The following is a 19,218-nucleotide window of genomic DNA, read 5'->3' as shown; positions in this document are numbered from 1 at the left end:
AGGCACCTCGGAGTACCGCCCCACCTCCGGGTGTGCGCCGTCCTTGACCGGCGGGCGGCCGTACCGGTCGTGCGGCGACCGCACCCCTCGTGGCCGGCCACTGTCTGCTCCGCCGGCCCCCGGCGGACCGCCCCCCACCCTGCATTGCTGGAGGCGTCGTGGCTACACACCATCGGGTCCGCGCAGGCGCCCTCGCCTGCTGTCTGGGACTTGCGGCGCTCGGGCTGAGTGCCTGCCAGGAAGAGGGCACCACCCGGACGGTCGAGCCGGCCCGGGCCCAGTCCGTCGCGGAGGCGGGCGGGACGGCGGCGCTGGTCAAGGCGGCGAAGCAGGAGGGCAGGCTCAACGCGATCGCGCTGCCCCGGCCGTGGGCCAACTACGAAGGACTGATCAACGGCTTCGAGAAGAAGTACGGCATCAAGGTCGTCGTCGACAATCCCTACGGCCACAGCCAGCAGGAGATCGACGCGGTGAAGCGCTACCGCGGACAGCAGCGCGCCCCCGACGTGCTCGACCTCGGGGATTCCTTCGCCCAGTCAGCGGCGCGGCAGAACCTGCTGGCCCCTTACCGGGTCGCGCAGTTCGACCAGATTCCACCGGAACAGAAGGACCCCAAGGCCCGCTGGTACAACAACTACGGTGGGTACATCTCCATCGGCTGCGATGCCGCCCGCGTCCGGACCTGCCCCTACTCCTTCGCGGATCTGCTCCGGCCGGAGTACAAGGGCCTGGTCGCGATCCACGGCGAGCCCACGATCGCGGGATCGGCCTTCGCCGCCGTGTACGCGGCGGCACTCGCCAACGGGGGGTCGTTCAACAACATCCAGCCGGGCATCGAGTTCTTCTCCAGGCTCGACAAGATCGGCAACTACAACCGTGCCGACCCCAACCCGGCCGCCATCGCCCAGGGCAAGACACCGATCAGCATCGAGTGGGACTACCTCAACCTGCAGCACATCGACCAGCTCCGCGGGACGCGCGTGGACTGGAAGGTCTCCATCCCGTTCGACGGCAGCTTCTCGCAGTACTACGCACAGGCGATCAACAAGCACGCCCCCCACCCGGCCGCGGCGCGACTGTGGGAGGAGTACCTCTTCAGCCCGGAGGGTCAGAACCTCCGCCTCGTGGACTACGCCCGGCCGGTGCTGATGGACGTCATGGCGAAGGCCGGCACCCTCGACAAGACCCTGGCCGCACGGCTGCCGACGGTCGAGGGCACACCGCAGTTCCCGACCGAGGCCCAGCTGAACAACGCGTTGCGCACCGTCCGTCAGAAGTGGCCCCAGGCCGTGGGCGACTGATCGGTCCGCGCCGGGCCCGGTGCGGACGCGGACGCGGACGAACACGGAGCCGTCCGTATCGCCGCATGATTGACCCCATGAATCACTGACCCACCCGCGCCCCGGCGATCGGTCGCGGGGAGGTCGGGTGCCGTGCCGTCAACCTCCGAGCCACGCACCTCGGCTGGAGACGCCAGCAACCTCTTGCGGGCGGGACGGCGGCATGGCCTCCGTGGTCCGGCGCCCGGGCCGCCAGTTGTCTCCGGCTCGCTCGTTGCCGCGGGGGCGTCCGGGGCGATGGGCCGGCCGCTGTGCTGGAGCAGATAGCCGCCGATCAGGAACAGCGCGCCCAGGGCGAGGAAGCCGGCGTCCCACCATGCCTGTAGGGGCCGCCGTGGACGTGGTGAATGCCCAGGACCTGATGGTCCAGGAGGCCCTCGGCCAGGTTGAACAAGCCCCAGCCGGCCAGGATCCAACCCCATAGGACACGCGAGGCCCGTACCGCCCGCCGGACCAACCTCCAGGTCCTGCCCGACGTTCGTCGGTACAGGCATAAGAGGCACGGCGGGCGCGAAAGGATTCAGCCCTGGCCAGGAGCCCGCACCGTCGGGTGGAGCGAGCCGACCGCGCCGGGGGATGATTTGCTGTATGGCTGACGAGGCAGGTACCGGGGCGGACGACGCTTGTGCCTGGCATGAGCGACTGGGCTGGGCGTTCGGACTGATAGCGGATGATCCGGCTGCGAGGACTGCCGCGCTTGCCCATCTGATTGAGGCACGGAGGCAGGTCGCGGACGCTCTCGTCCGGTTCAACGAGATGTGGCGGCTGACGTTGCCCCTGGGAGCGGAGGAGCAGTACCAGGAGCCGGCCTTTCTTGAGGCGCGTCGGAAGTATCACCGAGCGCAGGGACGTTCGCTGCCTGACGGATTGTGGGGTGGCCCTGCGAGCGGGGATCTGGCGACTTGGCCGGGGTTGCCGTATGCGCTGCTCTTCCTGGAGTGGGAAGCGAGATACCCCCAGGAGTGGACGCAGCATGCGAAGGCGTGGGGTACGAAGCAGAGTCTTGTCCGGGGCATGGCCCTGGCTCCCCAGGAGGACGCGATCAGGGCGAAGCTCACCGATCTGGTCGAGCTCGTCGTCCGCCGCGCGTATCGCTGCAAGGACCGCGAGTATGTGCGGGTTGCCCGGGCTGTCGACGGCGCTGATCTGCGCGGCAGGCTCCATCGTGCAGTCGATTCGGACAGTCCGTGGGCCCGGTGCCAGGCAGGGTACGTGCTCTGGCTCCTCGACCACCCTGACATGCCGAACACACCTCATGTCTGGCGGGCCTGGGTGGCAGGCAGGGCCGCGGCATTGAGGTGACCGGAGGACGATTGCGGGTAGGCCCGGTGGTCACGGAACCGCGGTCACAGGCGAGGCGCTCCCCACACAACACACAACACGAGCACGCCGCCCACCTCCTGAGCCGCCGGGCCCCCGCAGCGCCCCGTCTCCCGGCTCACCCGGTGCGTTCCGGTCAGGCGGGGTCGGCCTCCAGACGGCTGGGGGCGCTGTTCCGTGAGCGCAGGACGCCGGCCGTGCAGGCGGCGATGACGCAGAACGTCACGGGCAGGAAGAACGTGAGGTTGAGCGGGACGAAGCGGGTCAGGGGCCCGATGAGGGCGGGCCCGGCGAGCATGCCGAGGTAGCCGAGGCCGGCGACGCGGGAGACGTTGGCTCCGGCAGTGTCCTGGTCGGCATGGCCCGCGGCGCTGAAGAGTTGGGGTATGCAGCCGGACAGTCCGGCCCCGAACAGGGTCCAGCCGATCAGCGCCAGGGGGATCCACGGGGAAAGCGCCGACGCCGTCAGGCCGAGTGCGGCGACGGAGGCTCCATAGCGGAGGACGGCCGTGGGGCCGAAGCGCTCCGCCACCCGGTCGGTGAGCAGGCGGCCGACGGTCATGGCGGTGGCGAAGGCTCCGTAGGCGAGGGCGGCGGTGGCGGCAGGCGCGTCCAGGACGTCCCGCAGCTGCAGCACGCTCCAGTCGTTGGCGACGCCTTCGCAGAGCATGAGCATCAGCGCGAGAGCGGCAAGTGCCCAGATGCGCCCGGGAGTTCGGCGGGTGTGGGGCCGTTGCGGCTGCCTCTCGGACGCGGGGGCCTCAGCGGCACGGGCACGCTCGGGCGGCAGCAGCGCGGGCGCGGCCAGCGCGGAGACGACGAGGCCGAAGACGGCCACCGCGCCGAGGGTTGCCGCCGCCCCCGCCCCCCAGCTGAGCGTGCGCGCACCGACCAGCGCGGACAGCACGCCGCCGATGGAGAACGTGGCGTGGAAGGCGGACATGACGGGCCGTCGGTAGCCGCGTTCCACCTGTACGGCATGGGCGTTCATGCTGACGTCCAGGCAGCCGTTGCCGAAGCCGAGCACCAGCAGCGCCGCCCCCAGCGGCCAGACACCGGTGGCCAGACCCGGCAGGACCACGGCGGCGCTGCACAGCGCCGCGCTGACCGGTACGACGCGGCGGGCGCCGAAACGGTCGGTGAGCGGGCCGACGATCTGCATGCCGGCGAAGGCTCCGGCGCCGAGCAGCAGCAGGAGCCAGCCGAGCACGGCGTGGGTGATTCCCGCGCGGTGCTCGACGACGGGGATGTGGACGATCCACATCCCCATGAGGAAGCCGTTCAGGGCGAAGTAGGCAGTGGTGGCCAGCCGGCCACGCCGCAGTGTTCTCTCCATGCTCACGAACATACCGAACATGATTCGTGTTCGTAAGATTGATTTTCTCCCATGGAACGTGTTCAAATCGACACCATGGGAAGCACAGACCGACTGAGGCAGATCACCGAAGCCGTGCGGGAAGCGGGGCGGATGGGCGTCGCGGAACTGGCCGGGCTCACCGGCGCCTCGGAGATGACGATCCGCCGCGACCTGGAGGTGCTGGCCGACCAGGGAGTGCTGGAGCGCTACCGGGGTGGGGCCAGAAGCCTGCTGCTGCGCGGTGAGGAACCGCCGTTCGCACTGCGGTCGCAGGAGGGTCTGGAGACCAAGCGGCGGATCGCCGACGAGGTCGCCGGGCTGATCGCCGATGGGGAGTCCGTCGTCCTCGACAGCGGTACCACCTGCATGGAGGTCGCCCGCGCGCTGGCACACCGCCGCCTGACCGTGATGCCGCTGTCCCTGCACGCGGTCAACGCCCTGACCGGGACACCGCAGTTGACCCTGCTGGTGCCCGGCGGCCGGCCCCGGCCGGGCGAGCTGGCGCTGACCGGCCCGCTGACCGAGGCGTCCCTGGCGGCCCTGCGGTTCGACACCGCCGTCATCGGCTGCTGCGGCCTGACCGCGACGGACGGCCTGACCGCGTACGACCTGGAGGACGCCGCCGTCAAACGCGCCGCGATCGCCTCGGCCCGCCGCGTCCTCGCCGTCGCGGAGTCCGCCAAACTCACCCGCACCGCCCTCGCCTTCGTCGCCCCCGCGTCCGCTCTGCACGCGGTCGTCACCGACGAGGCCGCCCCGAGCGACGAAGCCGACGCACTGGCCGCCGTGGGCGTGACCGTACGGAAGGTGTGACCGCATGACCGGCACCACGTCCACCGTGCTCTTCGACCTGTTCGGTGTCATCGCCCACCACCAGTCCGCGGAAGGCAGGGACCGGCTGGTCCGGACGGCGGATGTCGACGACCGGGCCTTCTGGGAGGCGTATTGGGCGCTGCGCCCGCCCTACGACCGGGGAGAGGTGACCGGCCCCGGCTACTGGCAACGGGTGGCCGACGCTCTTGGCGCCCGCTTCGACAGCCGTCGGATCGCGGACCTCATCGAGGCCGATATCGCCAGCTGGAGCGCCGTCGACGACGCCATGGTCGCCGTCGTGGAAGAACTCGCCGCATCCGGCCGCCGGATCGCGCTGCTGTCCAACATCCCCGAGGAGCTGGCCGCCCACTACGAAGCGCAGCACCGCTGGCTCCGGCACTTCCCGGTCCGCGCCTTCTCCTGCCGCATCGGCCACGCCAAACCTGAGCCGGGCGCGTACCGGTGGTGTCTGAACGCCCTGCGCGAAGAACCGGACCGCATTCTCTTCGTCGACGACCGGCAGGAGAACATCCGGGCCGCCGAGGCAACCGGCATACCCGGTCACCTCTTCACCACCCCAGCCCGACTGAGAGAAGCCCTCGCCTGGTGGGACGCCCGCCCCTCGCCAGGATGACCCACCCGATTCACTTCTGACTGGAGCGCTGGGGCCGTCTGCGTGTAGTGCTGGGGTCCGGTCCGCCTGGAGTGGTGGGGGCCGGTCCGCACTGGCCCCACTCCCCCAGGCGGCCCCGGATTCGATTCACCCGGGGCCGCCTGGGGTGCCGTCCGCCCGGTCAGCGGATCAGACGCACGGTGATCTGCGTTTCCGTGTCGCTGACGTTGTCGCCGTGGACCGTGCCGTGCGCTGTGCGGTAGCGCCCCGTACCTCCGGTGATCGCGAGGTCGATGTTGCCGGGGCCGGCACCCGTGACGGTGAACCGGCCCTCGACGGTGAGCTGTCCCAGGGGAAGGGCGAGGTCGGCCGCGCACTGGAGGTCGAACTCGTCGGCGGGGGCGGTGCGGGTCAGCGTGCAGATCTGGCTGTAGGTGCCGACCGTGACGCCGCCGCGCAGGAGATTCCCGGTGATCACGAATTCATCCCCCTGGCTGGGCCCGGACGACCCGTCCACATCGATGAAATTGCCCTGAGTTTGCTGCGCGGTCAACTGGAACACTTCCTCTCTCGGAGGATAGTGATCGCTGCTGATACCAGCCGCGGCCGATGCCGGGTGCGGGCAGAAAAGAAGGGCCGCGAATCCGGTGGCTGCGCCCAGGGCGATGCGCTTGAAGTTGAAGTGACGCACGATTTCTCCTGTCGGACTGGAAGGGAAATGCATGTGGCTAGGAGAGGAATGCATTTGGCTAGGTGCCTGGAGGTGTTCTCGTGCCGGGGCCCGCATCGAGCGGTCGGGACGGGCCCGCGGCTTGAGGCTCGATGTCGGGCAACCGAGCGCCCGGCCGACCGGGATCTCGCCGTTCCGGTCCGGCAGCGGCGCCCGCCCGGACGGCGGGCGCCGCCGGGTCAGATGACGGGTCCGGAAACGTAGGTGAACGCGCCGGCGGGAGTACCGCCGGGGGTGGTGACGGTGACGTCGAAGGTGCCCTCGGTGGCGCTGGGCGGGGACGTGGCGGTCACGGTGGTGTCGGAGATGACCGCGAAGGGCGCCGGAACGCCGTGGAAGGTGACCCGTTCGGTGTGGCTCAGGCCGGTGCCGGTGATCGTCACCCCGGTGCCGCCGGTGGTCGGTCCCGCGCTGGGGGTGACGCCCGTGACGGTGGACTGGTCGACGTAGGTGTAGGTCAGACCGTCGGCGCTCCCGCCGCTGGTGATCACGGTGACGGCGACGCCGCCCGGGGCCGGGGCCCTGGCGGCCCTGACGGTGACCTGGGTGTCGGAGACCCGTTGGATGACGGCTCGGGTGGTGCCGAAGTACACGTCGATCGCTCCGGCGAGGTTGCGGCCGGTGAGGACGATCGCCTGGTCGCTGCCCGAGACGGGGCCGGTGTCCGGGCTGATGCCGGTGAGGGCGGGCACCGGCGCGTAGTAGAAGGATCCGAGGGGGCCGGTGCCGCCGGGGGTGGTGACCGTCACGGGGACGGCACCGGACCCGGCGGGGGCGGTGGTGGTCACCGATGTCGCCGTATTGGCGGTGATGGCGGCCTGGGCGGCGCCGAAGTGCACGGCGCTGGCGTTGGCCAGGTGGTGACCGGTCAGGGTCACGGTGGTTCCGCCCGCCTTGGACCCCTGGTCGGGGATCACGGTCGTCCCCATGACTCCGACGGTGCCGGCGTTGGCGTTGCTCACATAGGCGCGTGTCCCGTCCGGGAAGACGGCGATGCCGGTCGGGCCGTCTCCCGCGCCGATGTTCTCGACGACGGTGCGGGTCGCGGTGTCGATCACACTCACCGTGTCCGGTTCGGAATTGGCCACGTACAGGTGGGAGCCGTCGGGGCTCAGCGCCGAGAAGCGCGGCTGGGCGCTGACGCCGATGGTGTCGGTGACGGCGTTCGTGGCGGTGTCGATCACGCTCACCGAGGAGCTGCCGGCGTTCGTGACGTAGACGCGGGCCCCGTCGGAGCTGACGGCCAGCAGGATGGGAACGTCGCCGGCGATGATCGTGGCGATCACGGTGTTCGTGGCGGTGTCGATCGCGCTGACGGAATTCGAGAAGCTCGCCACGTAGGCGCGGCTCCCGTCCGGGGTGATCACCACCCCGGTCGGCCCGGGCCCGACCGTGATGGTGCCGGTCACGGCGTTGGTGGCGGTGTCGATCACACTCACCGTGTCGGTGGCCTGCTGCGTCACATAGACGCGCGTCCCGTCCGGGGTGACCGCGGCCATCGTCGGCCCGGACCCCACGGGGATGTCCGTGACGAGGGCGTTCGAGGCGAGGTCGAAGACGCTGACCAGACCGGCGTCGGAGACGGTCACATAGGCCCGGGTGCCGTCGGGACTGATCGCCACGTCGGTGGGGCCGGTCCCCGTGGCGATGGTGGCGGTAACGGTGTCGGTGGCGGTGTCGATCACACTCACCGTGTTCGAGCCCCGGTTGGCCACATAGGCACGGGTCCCGTCAGGGGTGAGGGTAATTCCCAGGGGGGTGGCCCCCACGGGGATAACAGCACCTGCGACAAACGCGGCATTCAATGTCGAGGCGGGTGCCCGGGCGGGCTCCGCGGATGGCGAGGCTAAGGCGAACATGACACTCCCCAAAACAGGCGGGACGATCTTTGTCCCGCACCTGGAAATGCCTGCTCCGCCGTATGGGCAAACAGCGAGCAGTCAACCGGCCATGAATCCGGCCGGCGAATACACACGCAAACGGAGAATACCCTCCGAGGGAAAGTGTTTAAAGGTCACGAGATATGTCCGATAATCACTTCGAGGCGCGGGGGTAGGCAATCCGGCCACGGTCCACCTGCTCGACCACGGACGAGGCCCCCGGTTCCGGAGCGGAACCGGGGGTCTGGCACCACCTAGGCGTCCCGGCGTCGGTCCCGGATCTCGGGGAGTGGCTGGAAGCCGGCCGATGTGTAGGTGGCGACGGCGCCGAGGTTGGAGCTCGGGGTGCAGACGAGCGCGGTCGACGAGCCCAGCTGCTGGAGTGCGGCCGCCGCGGCGACGGTGATCGCCTTGCCGTAGCCGTGACCGCGATGTTCCCGGTGCACGCCCATCGGTTCGAGCAGCCCGGGCTTGCCCGGACCGGCCGACCACACCGTCACCGCCGCCACCGCGTCGCCCTGTTCGTCGTACGCGACCAGACACCGGGCGTCGGCGTACGGCAATCCGGCCGCCATCGCGTGCCAGCTCTCGTCCGTGAACGTCGACCCGTCGAACGATGCCCGCTGTACGGCGGTCCGCACCTGCGCCCGCTCCGGCCCGACCACCTCGATCCGTACGCCTGGATCCTGCACCGGGTCCGTGAGGTCGCGACGCAGCGGCGTCCACGGCTCGTCGGCGTACCAACCGTCCTCGCACAGCAGCTCGTTGACCAGTGCGCCCCTCGGCACCTCGATGGACACCTTTCCGTCCCTCAGTACGCCGCGCTCCGGCTCGGTCACGTCCTCCACCAGCTGCCGCGCCAACTCCTCGTCCCGCCGAGCGTCCGGCGCGATCGTCAGTCGCAACAGCCCGGGACCGTCCAGCAGCCCGACGGCGAGAATCCGTCCGTTCCGGCTCCAGGTCCGCACCGCCGCGGCCGTCGCCCGGGCACCGAACCGCCAGAACCAGCCCAGATCCCCCGGATGCAGTTGCATCGGCGCCCCGTCGTACTGCCAGTCCCGCAGCACGCCCACGGCCTGGCTCAACCCGTCGATTCCGGGCTCGCCCCACACCATCGCCATACCCCCGATCAGACACCACCGCGCCGACCGTCCGCACCCGGTTTCCGGCCGGTGTGGGGGGGTGGGGTTCGGGGACAGTGGTGGGGTTGGGGGTAGGGGAAGGGAGGCTTCCGGTGGCATTCCAGGACTTTCCGGCCGAGCACTGGATACTCCTGGGCATCACAGGCCCCATCGAGTCGTCCACTTCTCGGCCGTTCGGCTGCGGACAGTGGCGAAGGTCGACCGCGGTGCCGGCTGCCGTACCGCCGCCCTGGCCATGGTGTTCAAGGTCGCGGAGTCCCTCTTGAGCCCGGTTGCGGGCGGACGCTGCGCGCGGTCCGCGGGCAAGGAGACGTTCGTCCGATTTCTGACCTTTCGCGTTTCTCGCGCGTCAATTAAACATGCCTGTGGCATCGGATCGTGACGCCTGTTCCAACACCCTCACGTGTGCAGCGCTGTCCCTCCCAGACTTCCCGCGACTGGCGGAGATCGGTGGTTTCTCCATGCCGTTCCTGCACGACCTGCTCACCATCCAGGCACGGACGGACCGGAACGGCATCGCCGCGCTGTACGGTGATGCCACCCTGACCTTCGGCCAGGCCGAGACCGGTGCCGACCGGGTCGCGGCCGGACTGGCCGCCCTGGGCGTGCGGCCCGGTGACCGCGTGGGCCTGCACCTGACTCGGTCCCTCCACTTGTGGCCGGCCCTCTTCGGCCTGCTGCGCGCCGGCGCCGTCTGCGTGCCCGCCGACCCCGAGGATCCGGCCGAACGCCGCCGGACGATCCTGGAATTCTCCCGCGCCCGCGTCGTGCTCACCGAACGCGCCCTCATCGGCGCGCCCTGCCCGCCCGGTGTGCGTGCCGTCGCCGTCGAGGACCTGCTCCACGAGGCCGCCGCACCGCTCGCCGCACCCGTACAACTGGCCGACGACGCCCTGGCGTTCGTCTTCTACACCTCCGGCTCCACGGGCGTGCCCAAGGGCGTCATGCTCACCCACCGCGCCCTGCTCAGCGGACAGCAGTGGCTGCAGCGGACGTTCCCGCTGGAGCGCGGTGACCGGCAACTGCTGCGGAGCACCCTCAGCATCACCAACCTGGTGCGCGAGGTCTTCTGGCCCATGCTCTCCGGCGGCACCGTCGTGGTCGTCCCGCCCGGGGAGCACAAGGATCCGGACCGACTCGTCGAATGGCTCGACACCGGCCGCGTGACGACGCTGATGGTCGTGCCGGCCCTGCTCTCCGGCATGCTGGAGAACCCCCGCTTCGCCTCCGTCACCTCACTGAAGTACGTCTTCTGCAGCAGTGATGCGATGCCCGGGTCGCTCCCGGAGGCATTCTTCTCCGTCGGCCTCCCGGCCCGGCTGTTCAACGTCTACGGCCTCACCGAGGCGCTGTATGCCGGCTATTGGGAATGCCGGCCCGGCGCCACGTACGACGGTTTCGTGCCGGTCGGAAGGCCGGCCGAGCTCACCCCGCTGATCCTGGACGAGGAGCTGCGCCCGGTTCCGGACGGCGAGACCGGAGAGCTGTGCCTCACGGGCACCGGCATGGCCGAGGGCTACGACCGGTTGCCCGACCTCACCCAGGCGAAGTTCACCGACAGCCCGCACGGCCGGCTGTTTCGCACCGGCGATCTGGGCCGGCTGGCGGCCGACGGCCGCCTGGAGCTCCTCGGCCGCCTCGACGACCAGGTCAAGATCGCCGGCTACCGGGTGGAACTGGGCGAAGTGGAGGCCCGATTACGCGAGGTGCCGGGTGTCACCGCGGCCGTCGCCGTGGGTCGTCGGGGCGCGGGCGGCCACCAGCGCCTCGTCGCCTACCTCACCTGCGACGGCACACCGCCGACCGCAGCCGATATCCGCGCCCGCCTCGCCGGACTGCTGCCCGACTACATGATCCCCGCCGCGTTCACGGTCGTCGACGCCATCCCGCTCACCCACAACGGCAAGGTGGACCGCCGGGCGCTGGCCGACCGGGACGGGATCCGGCTGGAGCTGTCGGAGGAGTACCACCCGCCGCGCAACGAGCTGGAGCAGTACCTGTGCGAGCTGTGGGAGGAGGTGCTCTCCCTGCCGCGGGTCGGCATCCACGACGACTTCCTCGCGCTCGGCGGCGACTCCATCCAAGGCTTCCTCATCAGCGCGAAGGCCAATACGAAGGGCCTGGGGCTGAGCTCCACCCAGTTCTTCAACACGCCTACGATCGCCGAGACCGCCGCCGCCGTCGAGGAACGGCGCGGTGGCCGCGGCGACTTCGACGGCGCATTCGTCGCCGGGCCCTTCGCCGTGGCCGACGAGGACCTCCAGGTCGTACGGCGGACCGCCGCCGATCCCGAGGGCGTCGCCACCGTGCATCCCGTCACCGAGATGCAGAAGGGCATGCTCTTCCACTCCTTGCTCGACCCGGACTCCGGCGTCTACGTCGAGCAGTTCCTCTACACCCTCGAAGGCGAGCTCGACCTCGACGCCTACCACCGGGCCTGGCAGGAGGTCGTCGGCCGGCACGAGATCCTGCGGTCGTGGATCGCCGTCCAGGGCCTGGCGGAACCCTTGCAGGTCGTGCAGCGGCAGGCCGCGCTGGAGTGGACCGTCCTCGACTGGTCGGACACGCCCGAGGCGCGGCAACGTGCCCTGCTGGACGCCCACTTGGCCGAGGATCGGCGCCGCGGCTTCGTCTACGAACAGGCCCCGCTGTTCAGGCTGGCCGTCATCCGCACCGGCGCCGACCGGCACCGGCTCGTCATGAGCTACCACCACCTCATCCTGGACGTCTGGTCGCTCTTCCTGCTCCTGCGCGACTCCCTGGAGATCTACCACGCCCGCCGCCGCGGCACCCCGCCCCGGCTTCCGGCCACCCGCCCCTTCCGCGACTACGTGGCGTTCGTCGGCGCCCAGGACCGCCGTGCCTCACGGGACTACTGGAGCGGGCACCTGGCGGGCTTCGAGGGGCCGACCACGATCGGCCGCACGGCCCGGCCCGGCCTGTCCGCGAGCCCCCAGGAGATGCACGCGGGCGCCGCCTACCCGATCGGCGCAGACCTGACCGCCAGGCTGACGGCCTACGGAAGGGCCCACCGGCTCACCCTCAATTCCCTGATCCAGGGCGCCTGGGCGACGGTGATCTCCGGGCTCAGCGGACGGCACGACGTGTGCTTCGGCATGACCATCACCCACCGGCCCGTCGGCCTTTCCCACATCGAGGACATGGCCGGCATCTTCGTCAACATCCTGCCGATGCGGCTCGCCCTCGACCCGGCGCGGCCCGTGGCCGGCTGGTTGCACGACGTACAGCGCACCCAGGTCACCGCCCGGGCCCACGAGCACTACCCCCTGCCGCTGATCCAGGAACGCCCCGACGTCCCCAGCGGCCGCCCCCTCTTCGAATCCCTGCTGATCTTCGAGAACATCCCCCACGGCATCGGGTGGGCCGGTCGCGACGGGATCACCGTACGGCACGAGCGGAACCTCGGCTGGACCAACTACCCCCTCACGATCGGGGTGATGGCCGAGGGCGAGCTGACCTTCCAGGCCGAGTACGACCTCGCCCACTTCGACCAGGAAACCGTCGACCGCGCCATGGGCGCGTTCCGTGATGTCTTGGAGGTCATCGCCGACGGCGGCGGCGAACCCCTCGGCAAACTCCTCGACCGCGTCGCCGGCTCCCTGCCACCCCGCCCCGCGCAGGAGGCGGCACCACCGACCGCAGTCCCGCGATCCCTTCCCGACGGGCCCGCGGCCCCGCCCGGCACCCCCAACGAGGCTGCCCTGGCCGGCATTTGGGCCAGCGTGCTGCGCACCGGCAGCGACGCGGTGGACGTGCATACCCCGTTCCTGGAACTGGGCGGCAGCTCCTTGGCGGCGCTCAAGGTCACCTCGCTCGCCCGCGCGCAAGGGTTCTCCTTCGCGCTCCGCGACCTGTTCACCCGCAACGGCACCGTCCACCACCTCGCCTCCTCCCGCGCCGATGAGGAGGGCCGATCAGCGTGACCGGCACCCCCTTGCGGCGGTACCCGCACTACGGGCTGCTCGGTGTGGGCTTCGGCCCGTCCCATCTGTCGCTCGCCGCCGTGTGCGACTCCACCCGTGAGCCTTCCGTACGGGCCCGGCTGCACTGCCTGGAAGCCCGGCCCGCCTTCAGCTGGCATCCCGACATGCTGCTGGACGGCACCCGGATGCAGATCGCCTTCCTCAAGGACCTCGTCAGTCCCCAGGCCCCCACCAGCCCGTTCTCCTTCACCAACTACCTGGTCAGCAAGGGGCGACTCGAACAGTTCCTCAACCTCGGCACCCTGCACCCCACCCGGCGCGAATACGCCGACTACTTCGGCTGGGCCGCGGACCGGCTCGCCCACCACGTCTCCTACGGCTGCCTGGTGGAACGGGTCCGCCCCGTCATAGCCAACGACGGGGGCGTCACCCACCTGGAGGTCGACTACCGCGACCTCACCGGCGACAAGCACACCGTCACCGCGGACCACGTGTCCTTGGCGCCCGGTGGCCGGCCCGTCGTTCCGGCCGGAGTCGAACGCGACGCCCTCGACTCCGGTGTCGTCTTCCACAGCAGCACGTTCCTGCCCAGCATCGACCGCTTCCACCGGCGCGGCCGCGATCTGCCCCACCGCTTCCTCGTCGTCGGAGCCGGCCAGAGCGCCGCCGAGGTCTTCCGCTACCTGTCCCGGGAATTCCCGTACGCCGACGTCACCCTGGCCCACCGCGGGTTCGCCCTCATCCCCGCCAACAGCAGCCCGCTGGCCAACGAGATCTTCGACCCGGCGTCCGTCGACCTCTTCCACGCCGCCGACGCCACCCGCCGCCACGCCATCCTCGCCGAGCTGCGCACCACCAACTACGCGGCCGTCGACGACGAGGACATTCACGCCATCGCCGAGCTCCTCTACGACCAGCGCGTCCGCGGCGAGGAGCGGCTGCACCTGTGCCGGTTCACCGAACTGGCGGCCTGCCGGGCCGACGGCCCGACCGCCTTCGTCACCCTGCGCGCCCCCGCAAGCGGGCAGGCCCTCACCAGCCGATTCGACGCCGTCGTCCTGGCCACCGGCTACGACTTCCGCGAGGCCGGTGACCTGCTGACCGGCGTCGAACCCCTGCTGCTGCGCGCCCCCGACGGCAACCTGCGCATCCGGCGCGACTACTCGGTGGAAACGACCGCGGAATGCCGGCCCAGCATCTTCCTGCACGGCGCGGCCGAGCACTCCCACGGTCTGAGCAGCACCCTGCTGTCCGTCCTCGCCCACCGGGCCGCCCGCATCCTCGACTCCGTCTTCGGCCCCCGCGAGCCGGACGACGGCAGACGGTCTCCCCTCTCCGACGCCCTTGAAGGAGCCGACGCGTGAGCAGCACCCCCATCCAGCGGCGAGCCGACGCCCCGACGACGCAGGAGTACGGCTGCGACTTCCGCCGGATCCTGCCCTGGGGCTCGACGGGCCCGTCCGACACCGGCATGGGCGTGTGCACCGTCGCCCCCGGCACCACCACCACGCCCCATTCCCATGCCGATCACGAGCACTTCTACGTCGTCCGCGGCACCGGCCTGCTCCACCTCGACGGTGAGAGCACGGCCATCGGGCCCGGCGACGCCTTCGTCGTCGACTCCCACCGGCGCCACCACTTCGAGAACACTTCGGCCGGGGAGGAATTGGAGATGGTGTCCGTGTGGTCCATGGGTCCCTTCGGAGCGGCCCGGTGACCGCCGACCGCGCCAAGCGCCCCCGCTCCTTCCTCGTCACCGCCACTCCCCCGACCACCAACGGCGATCTGCACCTCGGCCACCTTTCGGGCCCCTACCTCGCCGCCGACGTCTTCTGCCGGGCCCAGCGCATGCTGGGGCACACCGCCCGCTACGTCACGGGCGGCGACGACCACCAGAGCTATGTGGTGACCACGGCGCGGCGGCTGGGCGTCGAACCCACCGACCTGGCCGCACGCTGCAACCGCGACATCCGGGAGACCCTCCGCCTCGCCGACATCGCCGTCGACGCCTTCACCACCCCGGACGAGCCCTACCGCGCCCACGTCCGGGACTTCTTCGCCGGTCTCCACCGTGCCGGCCGCCTCGCCCGGCGCAGGTGGACCTTTCCGTACGACCCGGCGACCGGGCGCCACCTCCTCGAAGGGTTCGCCGCCGGGTACTGCCCGGAATGCCTCGCCGAGACCTGTGGCGCGATCTGCGAGACCTGCGGGCATCCCAACGAGCCCGCCACGCTGCTGTACCAGGCACCCACCGGCACCGCCGAACAGGCCGCCACCGAACCTCGTGAGGCCGACGTCCTCGTACTGCCCCTGGAGGAATACCGGGACCGGTTCGAGGACTTCTACGACCGGCACCGGGCCACCATGCGGCCGCACGTCCTGCGCTTCGTCGACGAGATGCTGGCCCGGCCGCTGCCCGACTTCCCCGTGAGCTACCCCGCCGACTGGGGCATCCCCGTCCCCGTCGACGGCTTCCCCGGCCAGGTCCTCAATGTCTGGGCCGAAATGCTGCCCGGCCTCATCCACATGGCCGCCACCGCCGGCGCCGGGCTCGACCCGGGCCGGCCGGCACCGGATGTCTGGGCCCACGACTCCGGATACGAACTGGTGCAGTTCCTCGGCTACGACAACACCTTCTACTTCGCCTTCGCCCACCTCGGCCTGGGCTTCGCCCACGGCGGCCTCATCGAACCGACCGCGATCATCACCAACGAGTTCCTCCACTTGGAGGGCGCCAAGTTCTCCACCAGCCGGGGCCACCTCGTCTGGGCCCGCGACCTCGTCACCCAGCACGGCGCCGACGCCGTCCGCTTCCGCCTCGCCCTCGCCAACCCCGAACACCAACCCGCCGACTTCTCGGAGAAGGACTTCCTCACCACCGTCGACGACCGGCTGCGACGGCCCCTCGCCGCGCTGCACACCGTCCTGGCCGGGTACGACCGGCCCGCCCCACCGGACCCGACGACCGCCGAGGTCCTCGGCCGCTACCGCGACCGCATGCTGCGCGCCTACGCCCTGGAGACCTTCAGCCTCCGCCAGGCCGCCGAGACCACCGCCCATCTGCTCGGCCTGCTCGCCGACCGTGCCACCACCGATCCCGCCCTCGCCCTGCACGGTCTGCGGACCCTCGCCGCGTGGGCCGCGCCCCTGCTGCCCGGCCTCGCCCGCGAGTTGCAGGGACGCTACGGCCCCACCGGGCAGGACCCCGCGCGTGGGGAGGTGCCCGCCCTGTGGTGACGTTCGTCCCTTCCCCTTCGCCGCCGGCCGTGCGGCAGCCCGGGGCCACGGCGCTGTTCTGCCTGCCGGGTGCCGGTGCCTCGGCCGGCCTGTTCGCCGGCTGGGACGAGGACCTGCCCGCCACCATCGAGGCCTTCGCCCTGGAACCGGCCGGCCACGGCCTGCGCACGGACGAGGAACCGCACACCGATCTGGACACCCTCCTCGCCGACCTCATGGACGCCGTCCGGCCGTACGCCGGGCGGCCCCTGGCACTCCTCGGGCACAGCTTCGGCGCCGTCCTCGCCTTCGAGCTCGCCCTCCGCCTGGAGCGCGAGGGCACGCCCGTCCGCCACGTCTTCCCCGTGGCCGCCCGCGCCGCTGCGGTGCGGACCGGCTCACCACCGGGGCGCGAGCCCACCGACGAGGAACTCAAGGCCCGGCTGCGCGCCCTCGGCGGCACCCCGGCACCCGTCCTCGACGACGAGGAGATGTTCGCGCTCCTCCTGCCCGCCCTCCGGGCCGACTTCGAGCTCACCGACGCCTACCGGTACCGCGCCGGAGACCTCCTCGACTGCCCGGTCACCGCCTTCGCCGGCGCGGACGACACCGTGGTGCCCTGGGCGTCGGTGAAGGCCTGGGGTGCCTGCACCCGCGGCCGTTTCACCGTCCACCGCGTACCCGGCGGCCACTTCTTCCCGTTCGCGCACCGATCGGCCCGCGCCGACCTCCTGCGCACCCTCGCACAGGAACTGGACCGCCGTCCCGGCACGGCCCCCCGTCGGCCCGACACCCCGGAGCACGGATGACCTCCTCGCCCGAACAAGCCCCCGCCGCCCAGGGGGTCTCCGCGCGCGCCCACGACCGGGAGATCCTGCGCCTCGCCCTGCCGGCGTTCGGCGCGCTCGTGGCCGAGCCCCTGTTCCTCCTCACCGACTCCGCCATCGTCGGGCACCTGGGCACCGCTCCCCTCGGCGGCCTCGGTGTCGCCGGGCAGGCGCTCGGCACCCTGGTGAACATCTGCATCTTCCTCGCCTACGGCACCACCGCCGCCGTGGCCCGGCTGGTCGGCGCCGGCCGACTCGACCAGGCCATCCGCCAAGGGCTCGACGGCATCTGGCTGGCCGTCGGCATCGGCCTGCTCGTCATCCTCGCGGGCTGGCCGCTGACCCCCGCCATCGTCGACGCCTTCGGCGCCTCCCCGGCCGTCGCCCCACACGCCGAGACATACCTGCGCATCAGCCTCTTCGGCGTACCCGGCATGTTGGTGGCCCTGGCCAGCACCGGCGTACTGCGCGGGCTGCAGGACACCCGCACGCCCCTGGCCGTCTCCGTGGCCACCTTCGCGGGCAACGCCGCGCTCAACGCAGCCCTCGTCTACGGCCTCCACTGGGGCATCGCCGGCTCGGCCTGGGGCACCGTAGTTGCCCAGACCGTCGGCGGCGCCGTCTACGTGGCCACGGTGCTTCGCGCCGCGCACCGCCACGGGACCCCGCTGCGCCCCGACCTGGCAGGGCTCCGAGCCGCCGCGACGGCCGGGGTGAACCTCGTCGTCCGTACGCTCACCCTGCGCGTCGTCCTGGTCGCCGGCACCGTCGTCGCCACGGCGATGGGTGACGACGAGATCGCCGCCTACCAAGTGGCTTTCCAGGTGTGGTGGTTCCTCGCACTGGCCCTCGACGCCATCGCCATCGCCGGGCAGGCGATCACCGGCCGCTGCCTGGGCGCCGGTGACGCGCCCGCGGCCCGTGCGGCGACCTGGCGGATGACCCAGTGGGGCATCGTCGCCGGCATGGGCGTCGGCCTCCTGCTCCTGGCGGTCCGCCCCTGGCTGCCCGCACTGTTCGGCGTGCAGCCGCACGTGCGGTCCCTGCTGCTGAGCACGCTCGTCGTGGTGGCCGTCCTCCAAGTCGTGGCCGGACCCGTGTTCGTGCTCGACGGGGTACTGATCGGCGCCGGCGACATGCGCTTCCTCGCCGTGGCGGGCGTCCTGACCACCCTCGTCTTCCTCCCGGCAGCCGGCGCGGTCCGCCTGGCCGGCGGCGGACTGGTGGCCCTGTGGCTCGCCATCGGCATATGGATGCTCGCCCGCCTCGCCACACTCGCCTGGCGCGCCCGCGGCGAGGCCTGGCTGGTGACGGGAGCGGTACGCCGCTGAGGAACTGCCGCCGCACGTCGTCCGCGGGTTCGCGTCGTCCACGGGTTGGGTTCCTCACCCACGACCAGAAGCGCAACTCTTCTCCAACAGGTGTCTTTGGGCGCGGCCCCAAGTCTCCGCCGGATCAAAGGCGTCCGAGAGCCAGGTGGTGGAGGTCAGGGCGCCTCTCCCCCGGTATGCGCGCATGATCTCGACGTGCGGCGGCCAGGCGACGAACCGGTGCAGAGCAGCCTGGTCACGCCAGACAGCCACGGCACCGCAGCGGCGGGCGGCGGGGCGCGCCCACAGCCACATCCCCTGTGCTCCCTCCAACGTGTGCCAACCCGCGGCGAGCCGTCGGGCCGCCCGATAGACCCGCGGCAGGTCGGTGATGCGGTCGAGACGGAAGTCGGTGACGCTGACGAGCGCGGGGCCGCACCGCCCGTGGTCCGGTCCCGGAGTCCAGGACGCTCTAAGGATATGCATGCGCTTACGATCTACGTGAGCGTACGATTGTGTCAATGGGCATCAATGGGCATCCAGGGTGTGTCGAACTGGGCGTGCGCGCCCGGCAATTGCTGCGGCAGGGTGACCGGCAGATCGCCGCGCCGGAGTTGTGCTCAGCCGCGCAGCACCGAGCGCGGTGCGGGCCGGAAGGGGCAGGTGAGGACGGCACGTTCGGTGTTGGGGCTTCACGATCGGGCCCTCACTGACGAGTCCGGAAGG

Annotated in this window: 14 protein-coding genes and 1 pseudogene; 10 read left to right on the top strand and 5 right to left on the bottom strand. The window is 71.2% G+C overall.

The window, feature by feature from the left end; translation table 11 throughout:
* Positions 1-158: 158 nt before the first annotated feature.
* Positions 159-1,301, top strand: coding sequence for an ABC transporter substrate-binding protein (locus tag ACFV1J_RS12115; protein WP_385857221.1), 1,143 nt, complete (start codon positions 159-161; stop codon positions 1,299-1,301).
* A 254-nt stretch (positions 1,302-1,555) separates the two neighbouring features.
* Here ACFV1J_RS12115 and ACFV1J_RS12110 read toward each other — a convergent pair.
* Positions 1,556-1,791, bottom strand: a pseudogene (locus ACFV1J_RS12110) (DUF2243 domain-containing protein); the annotation flags it as partial.
* A gap of 137 nt (positions 1,792-1,928) precedes the next feature.
* On the opposite strand from ACFV1J_RS12110, the gene ACFV1J_RS12105 reads away from it, so the two are divergent.
* Complete coding sequence (locus ACFV1J_RS12105; protein ID WP_385857220.1) at positions 1,929-2,642, top strand: hypothetical protein; 714 nt, start codon at positions 1,929-1,931, stop codon at positions 2,640-2,642.
* A gap of 154 nt (positions 2,643-2,796) precedes the next feature.
* Here the strand turns inward: ACFV1J_RS12105 and ACFV1J_RS12100 are convergent, their stop codons facing one another.
* The gene (locus ACFV1J_RS12100) at positions 2,797-3,996 is read right to left on the bottom strand and encodes an MFS transporter (RefSeq protein ID WP_385857219.1); all 1,200 of its coding nucleotides are present in this window, start codon (positions 3,994-3,996) and stop codon (positions 2,797-2,799) included.
* A 75-nt stretch (positions 3,997-4,071) separates the two neighbouring features.
* Here ACFV1J_RS12100 and ACFV1J_RS12095 point away from each other — a divergent pair, with 75 nt between their 5' ends.
* Both ACFV1J_RS12095 and ACFV1J_RS12090 read left to right on the top strand, forming a co-directional pair.
* The gene (locus ACFV1J_RS12095; protein ID WP_385857218.1) at positions 4,072-4,830 is read left to right on the top strand and encodes a DeoR/GlpR family DNA-binding transcription regulator; all 759 of its coding nucleotides are present in this window, start codon (positions 4,072-4,074) and stop codon (positions 4,828-4,830) included.
* Between the two features lie 4 nt (positions 4,831-4,834).
* Positions 4,835-5,464: an HAD family hydrolase gene (locus ACFV1J_RS12090; RefSeq protein ID WP_385857217.1), complete on the top strand. Its 630-nt coding sequence runs from the start codon at positions 4,835-4,837 to the stop codon at positions 5,462-5,464.
* 160 nt (positions 5,465-5,624) lie between these two features.
* On the opposite strand, the gene ACFV1J_RS12085 is transcribed toward ACFV1J_RS12090, so the two are convergent.
* The 3 genes from ACFV1J_RS12085 to ACFV1J_RS12075 all read right to left on the bottom strand — a co-directional run bounded on the left by ACFV1J_RS12085 (position 5,625) and on the right by ACFV1J_RS12075 (position 9,174).
* Entirely contained in the window at positions 5,625-6,134 is a 510-nt protein-coding gene (locus ACFV1J_RS12085; RefSeq protein ID WP_385857216.1) for a hypothetical protein, read from the bottom strand.
* A 218-nt stretch (positions 6,135-6,352) separates the two neighbouring features.
* Positions 6,353-8,032, bottom strand: coding sequence for an IPT/TIG domain-containing protein (locus tag ACFV1J_RS12080; RefSeq protein WP_385857215.1), 1,680 nt, complete (start codon positions 8,030-8,032; stop codon positions 6,353-6,355).
* Positions 8,033-8,307: 275 nt separating this feature from the next.
* Entirely contained in the window at positions 8,308-9,174 is an 867-nt protein-coding gene (locus ACFV1J_RS12075) for a GNAT family N-acetyltransferase (protein WP_385857214.1), read from the bottom strand.
* A 482-nt stretch (positions 9,175-9,656) separates the two neighbouring features.
* On the opposite strand from ACFV1J_RS12075, the gene ACFV1J_RS12070 reads away from it, so the two are divergent.
* From ACFV1J_RS12070 to ACFV1J_RS12045, 6 genes are read left to right on the top strand one after another with little or no spacing between them, the layout of a single operon-like run.
* Entirely contained in the window at positions 9,657-13,139 is a 3,483-nt protein-coding gene (locus ACFV1J_RS12070; RefSeq protein ID WP_385857212.1) for an amino acid adenylation domain-containing protein, read from the top strand.
* A complete protein-coding gene (locus ACFV1J_RS12065) occupies positions 13,136-14,503 on the top strand; it encodes a lysine N(6)-hydroxylase/L-ornithine N(5)-oxygenase family protein (RefSeq protein WP_385857211.1) in 1,368 nt (455 codons plus the stop codon). Before ACFV1J_RS12070 ends, ACFV1J_RS12065 begins: the two co-directional genes overlap by 4 nt.
* Entirely contained in the window at positions 14,500-14,856 is a 357-nt protein-coding gene (locus tag ACFV1J_RS12060) for a cupin domain-containing protein (RefSeq protein WP_385857209.1), read from the top strand. The genes ACFV1J_RS12065 and ACFV1J_RS12060 overlap by 4 nt, the downstream gene beginning before the upstream one ends.
* The gene (locus tag ACFV1J_RS12055; protein ID WP_385857208.1) at positions 14,853-16,376 is read left to right on the top strand and encodes a class I tRNA ligase family protein; all 1,524 of its coding nucleotides are present in this window, start codon (positions 14,853-14,855) and stop codon (positions 16,374-16,376) included. The genes ACFV1J_RS12060 and ACFV1J_RS12055 overlap by 4 nt, the downstream gene beginning before the upstream one ends.
* Entirely contained in the window at positions 16,373-17,164 is a 792-nt protein-coding gene (locus ACFV1J_RS12050) for a thioesterase II family protein (protein ID WP_385857207.1), read from the top strand. Before ACFV1J_RS12055 ends, ACFV1J_RS12050 begins: the two co-directional genes overlap by 4 nt.
* Positions 17,161-18,513 carry an MATE family efflux transporter gene (locus ACFV1J_RS12045; protein WP_385857206.1) on the top strand — a complete coding sequence of 451 codons (1,353 nt, stop codon included), beginning with the start codon at positions 17,161-17,163 and terminating at the stop codon, positions 18,511-18,513. Before ACFV1J_RS12050 ends, ACFV1J_RS12045 begins: the two co-directional genes overlap by 4 nt.
* Positions 18,514-19,218: the final 705 nt, after the last annotated feature.

This window comes from Streptomyces sp. NPDC059649, assembly GCF_042734445.1.
GTDB lineage: Bacteria > Actinomycetota > Actinomycetes > Streptomycetales > Streptomycetaceae > Streptomyces.
This window is presented reverse-complemented; position numbering and strand designations above follow the sequence as displayed.

Excerpts from the sequence above, each read along its gene's own strand:
- ACFV1J_RS12105 (WP_385857220.1), top strand. The coding sequence starts at position 1,929 with ATGGCTGACGAGGCAGGTACCGGGGCGGACGACGCTTGTGCCTGGCAT.
- ACFV1J_RS12100 (WP_385857219.1), bottom strand. The coding sequence starts at position 3,996 with ATGGAGAGAACACTGCGGCGTGGCCGGCTGGCCACCACTGCCTACTTC.
- ACFV1J_RS12095 (WP_385857218.1), top strand. The coding sequence starts at position 4,072 with ATGGGAAGCACAGACCGACTGAGGCAGATCACCGAAGCCGTGCGGGAA.
- ACFV1J_RS12090 (WP_385857217.1), top strand. The coding sequence starts at position 4,835 with ATGACCGGCACCACGTCCACCGTGCTCTTCGACCTGTTCGGTGTCATC.
- ACFV1J_RS12080 (WP_385857215.1), bottom strand. The coding sequence starts at position 8,032 with ATGTTCGCCTTAGCCTCGCCATCCGCGGAGCCCGCCCGGGCACCCGCC.
- ACFV1J_RS12075 (WP_385857214.1), bottom strand. The coding sequence starts at position 9,174 with ATGGCGATGGTGTGGGGCGAGCCCGGAATCGACGGGTTGAGCCAGGCC.
- ACFV1J_RS12070 (WP_385857212.1), top strand. The coding sequence starts at position 9,657 with ATGCCGTTCCTGCACGACCTGCTCACCATCCAGGCACGGACGGACCGG.
- ACFV1J_RS12045 (WP_385857206.1), top strand. The coding sequence starts at position 17,161 with ATGACCTCCTCGCCCGAACAAGCCCCCGCCGCCCAGGGGGTCTCCGCG.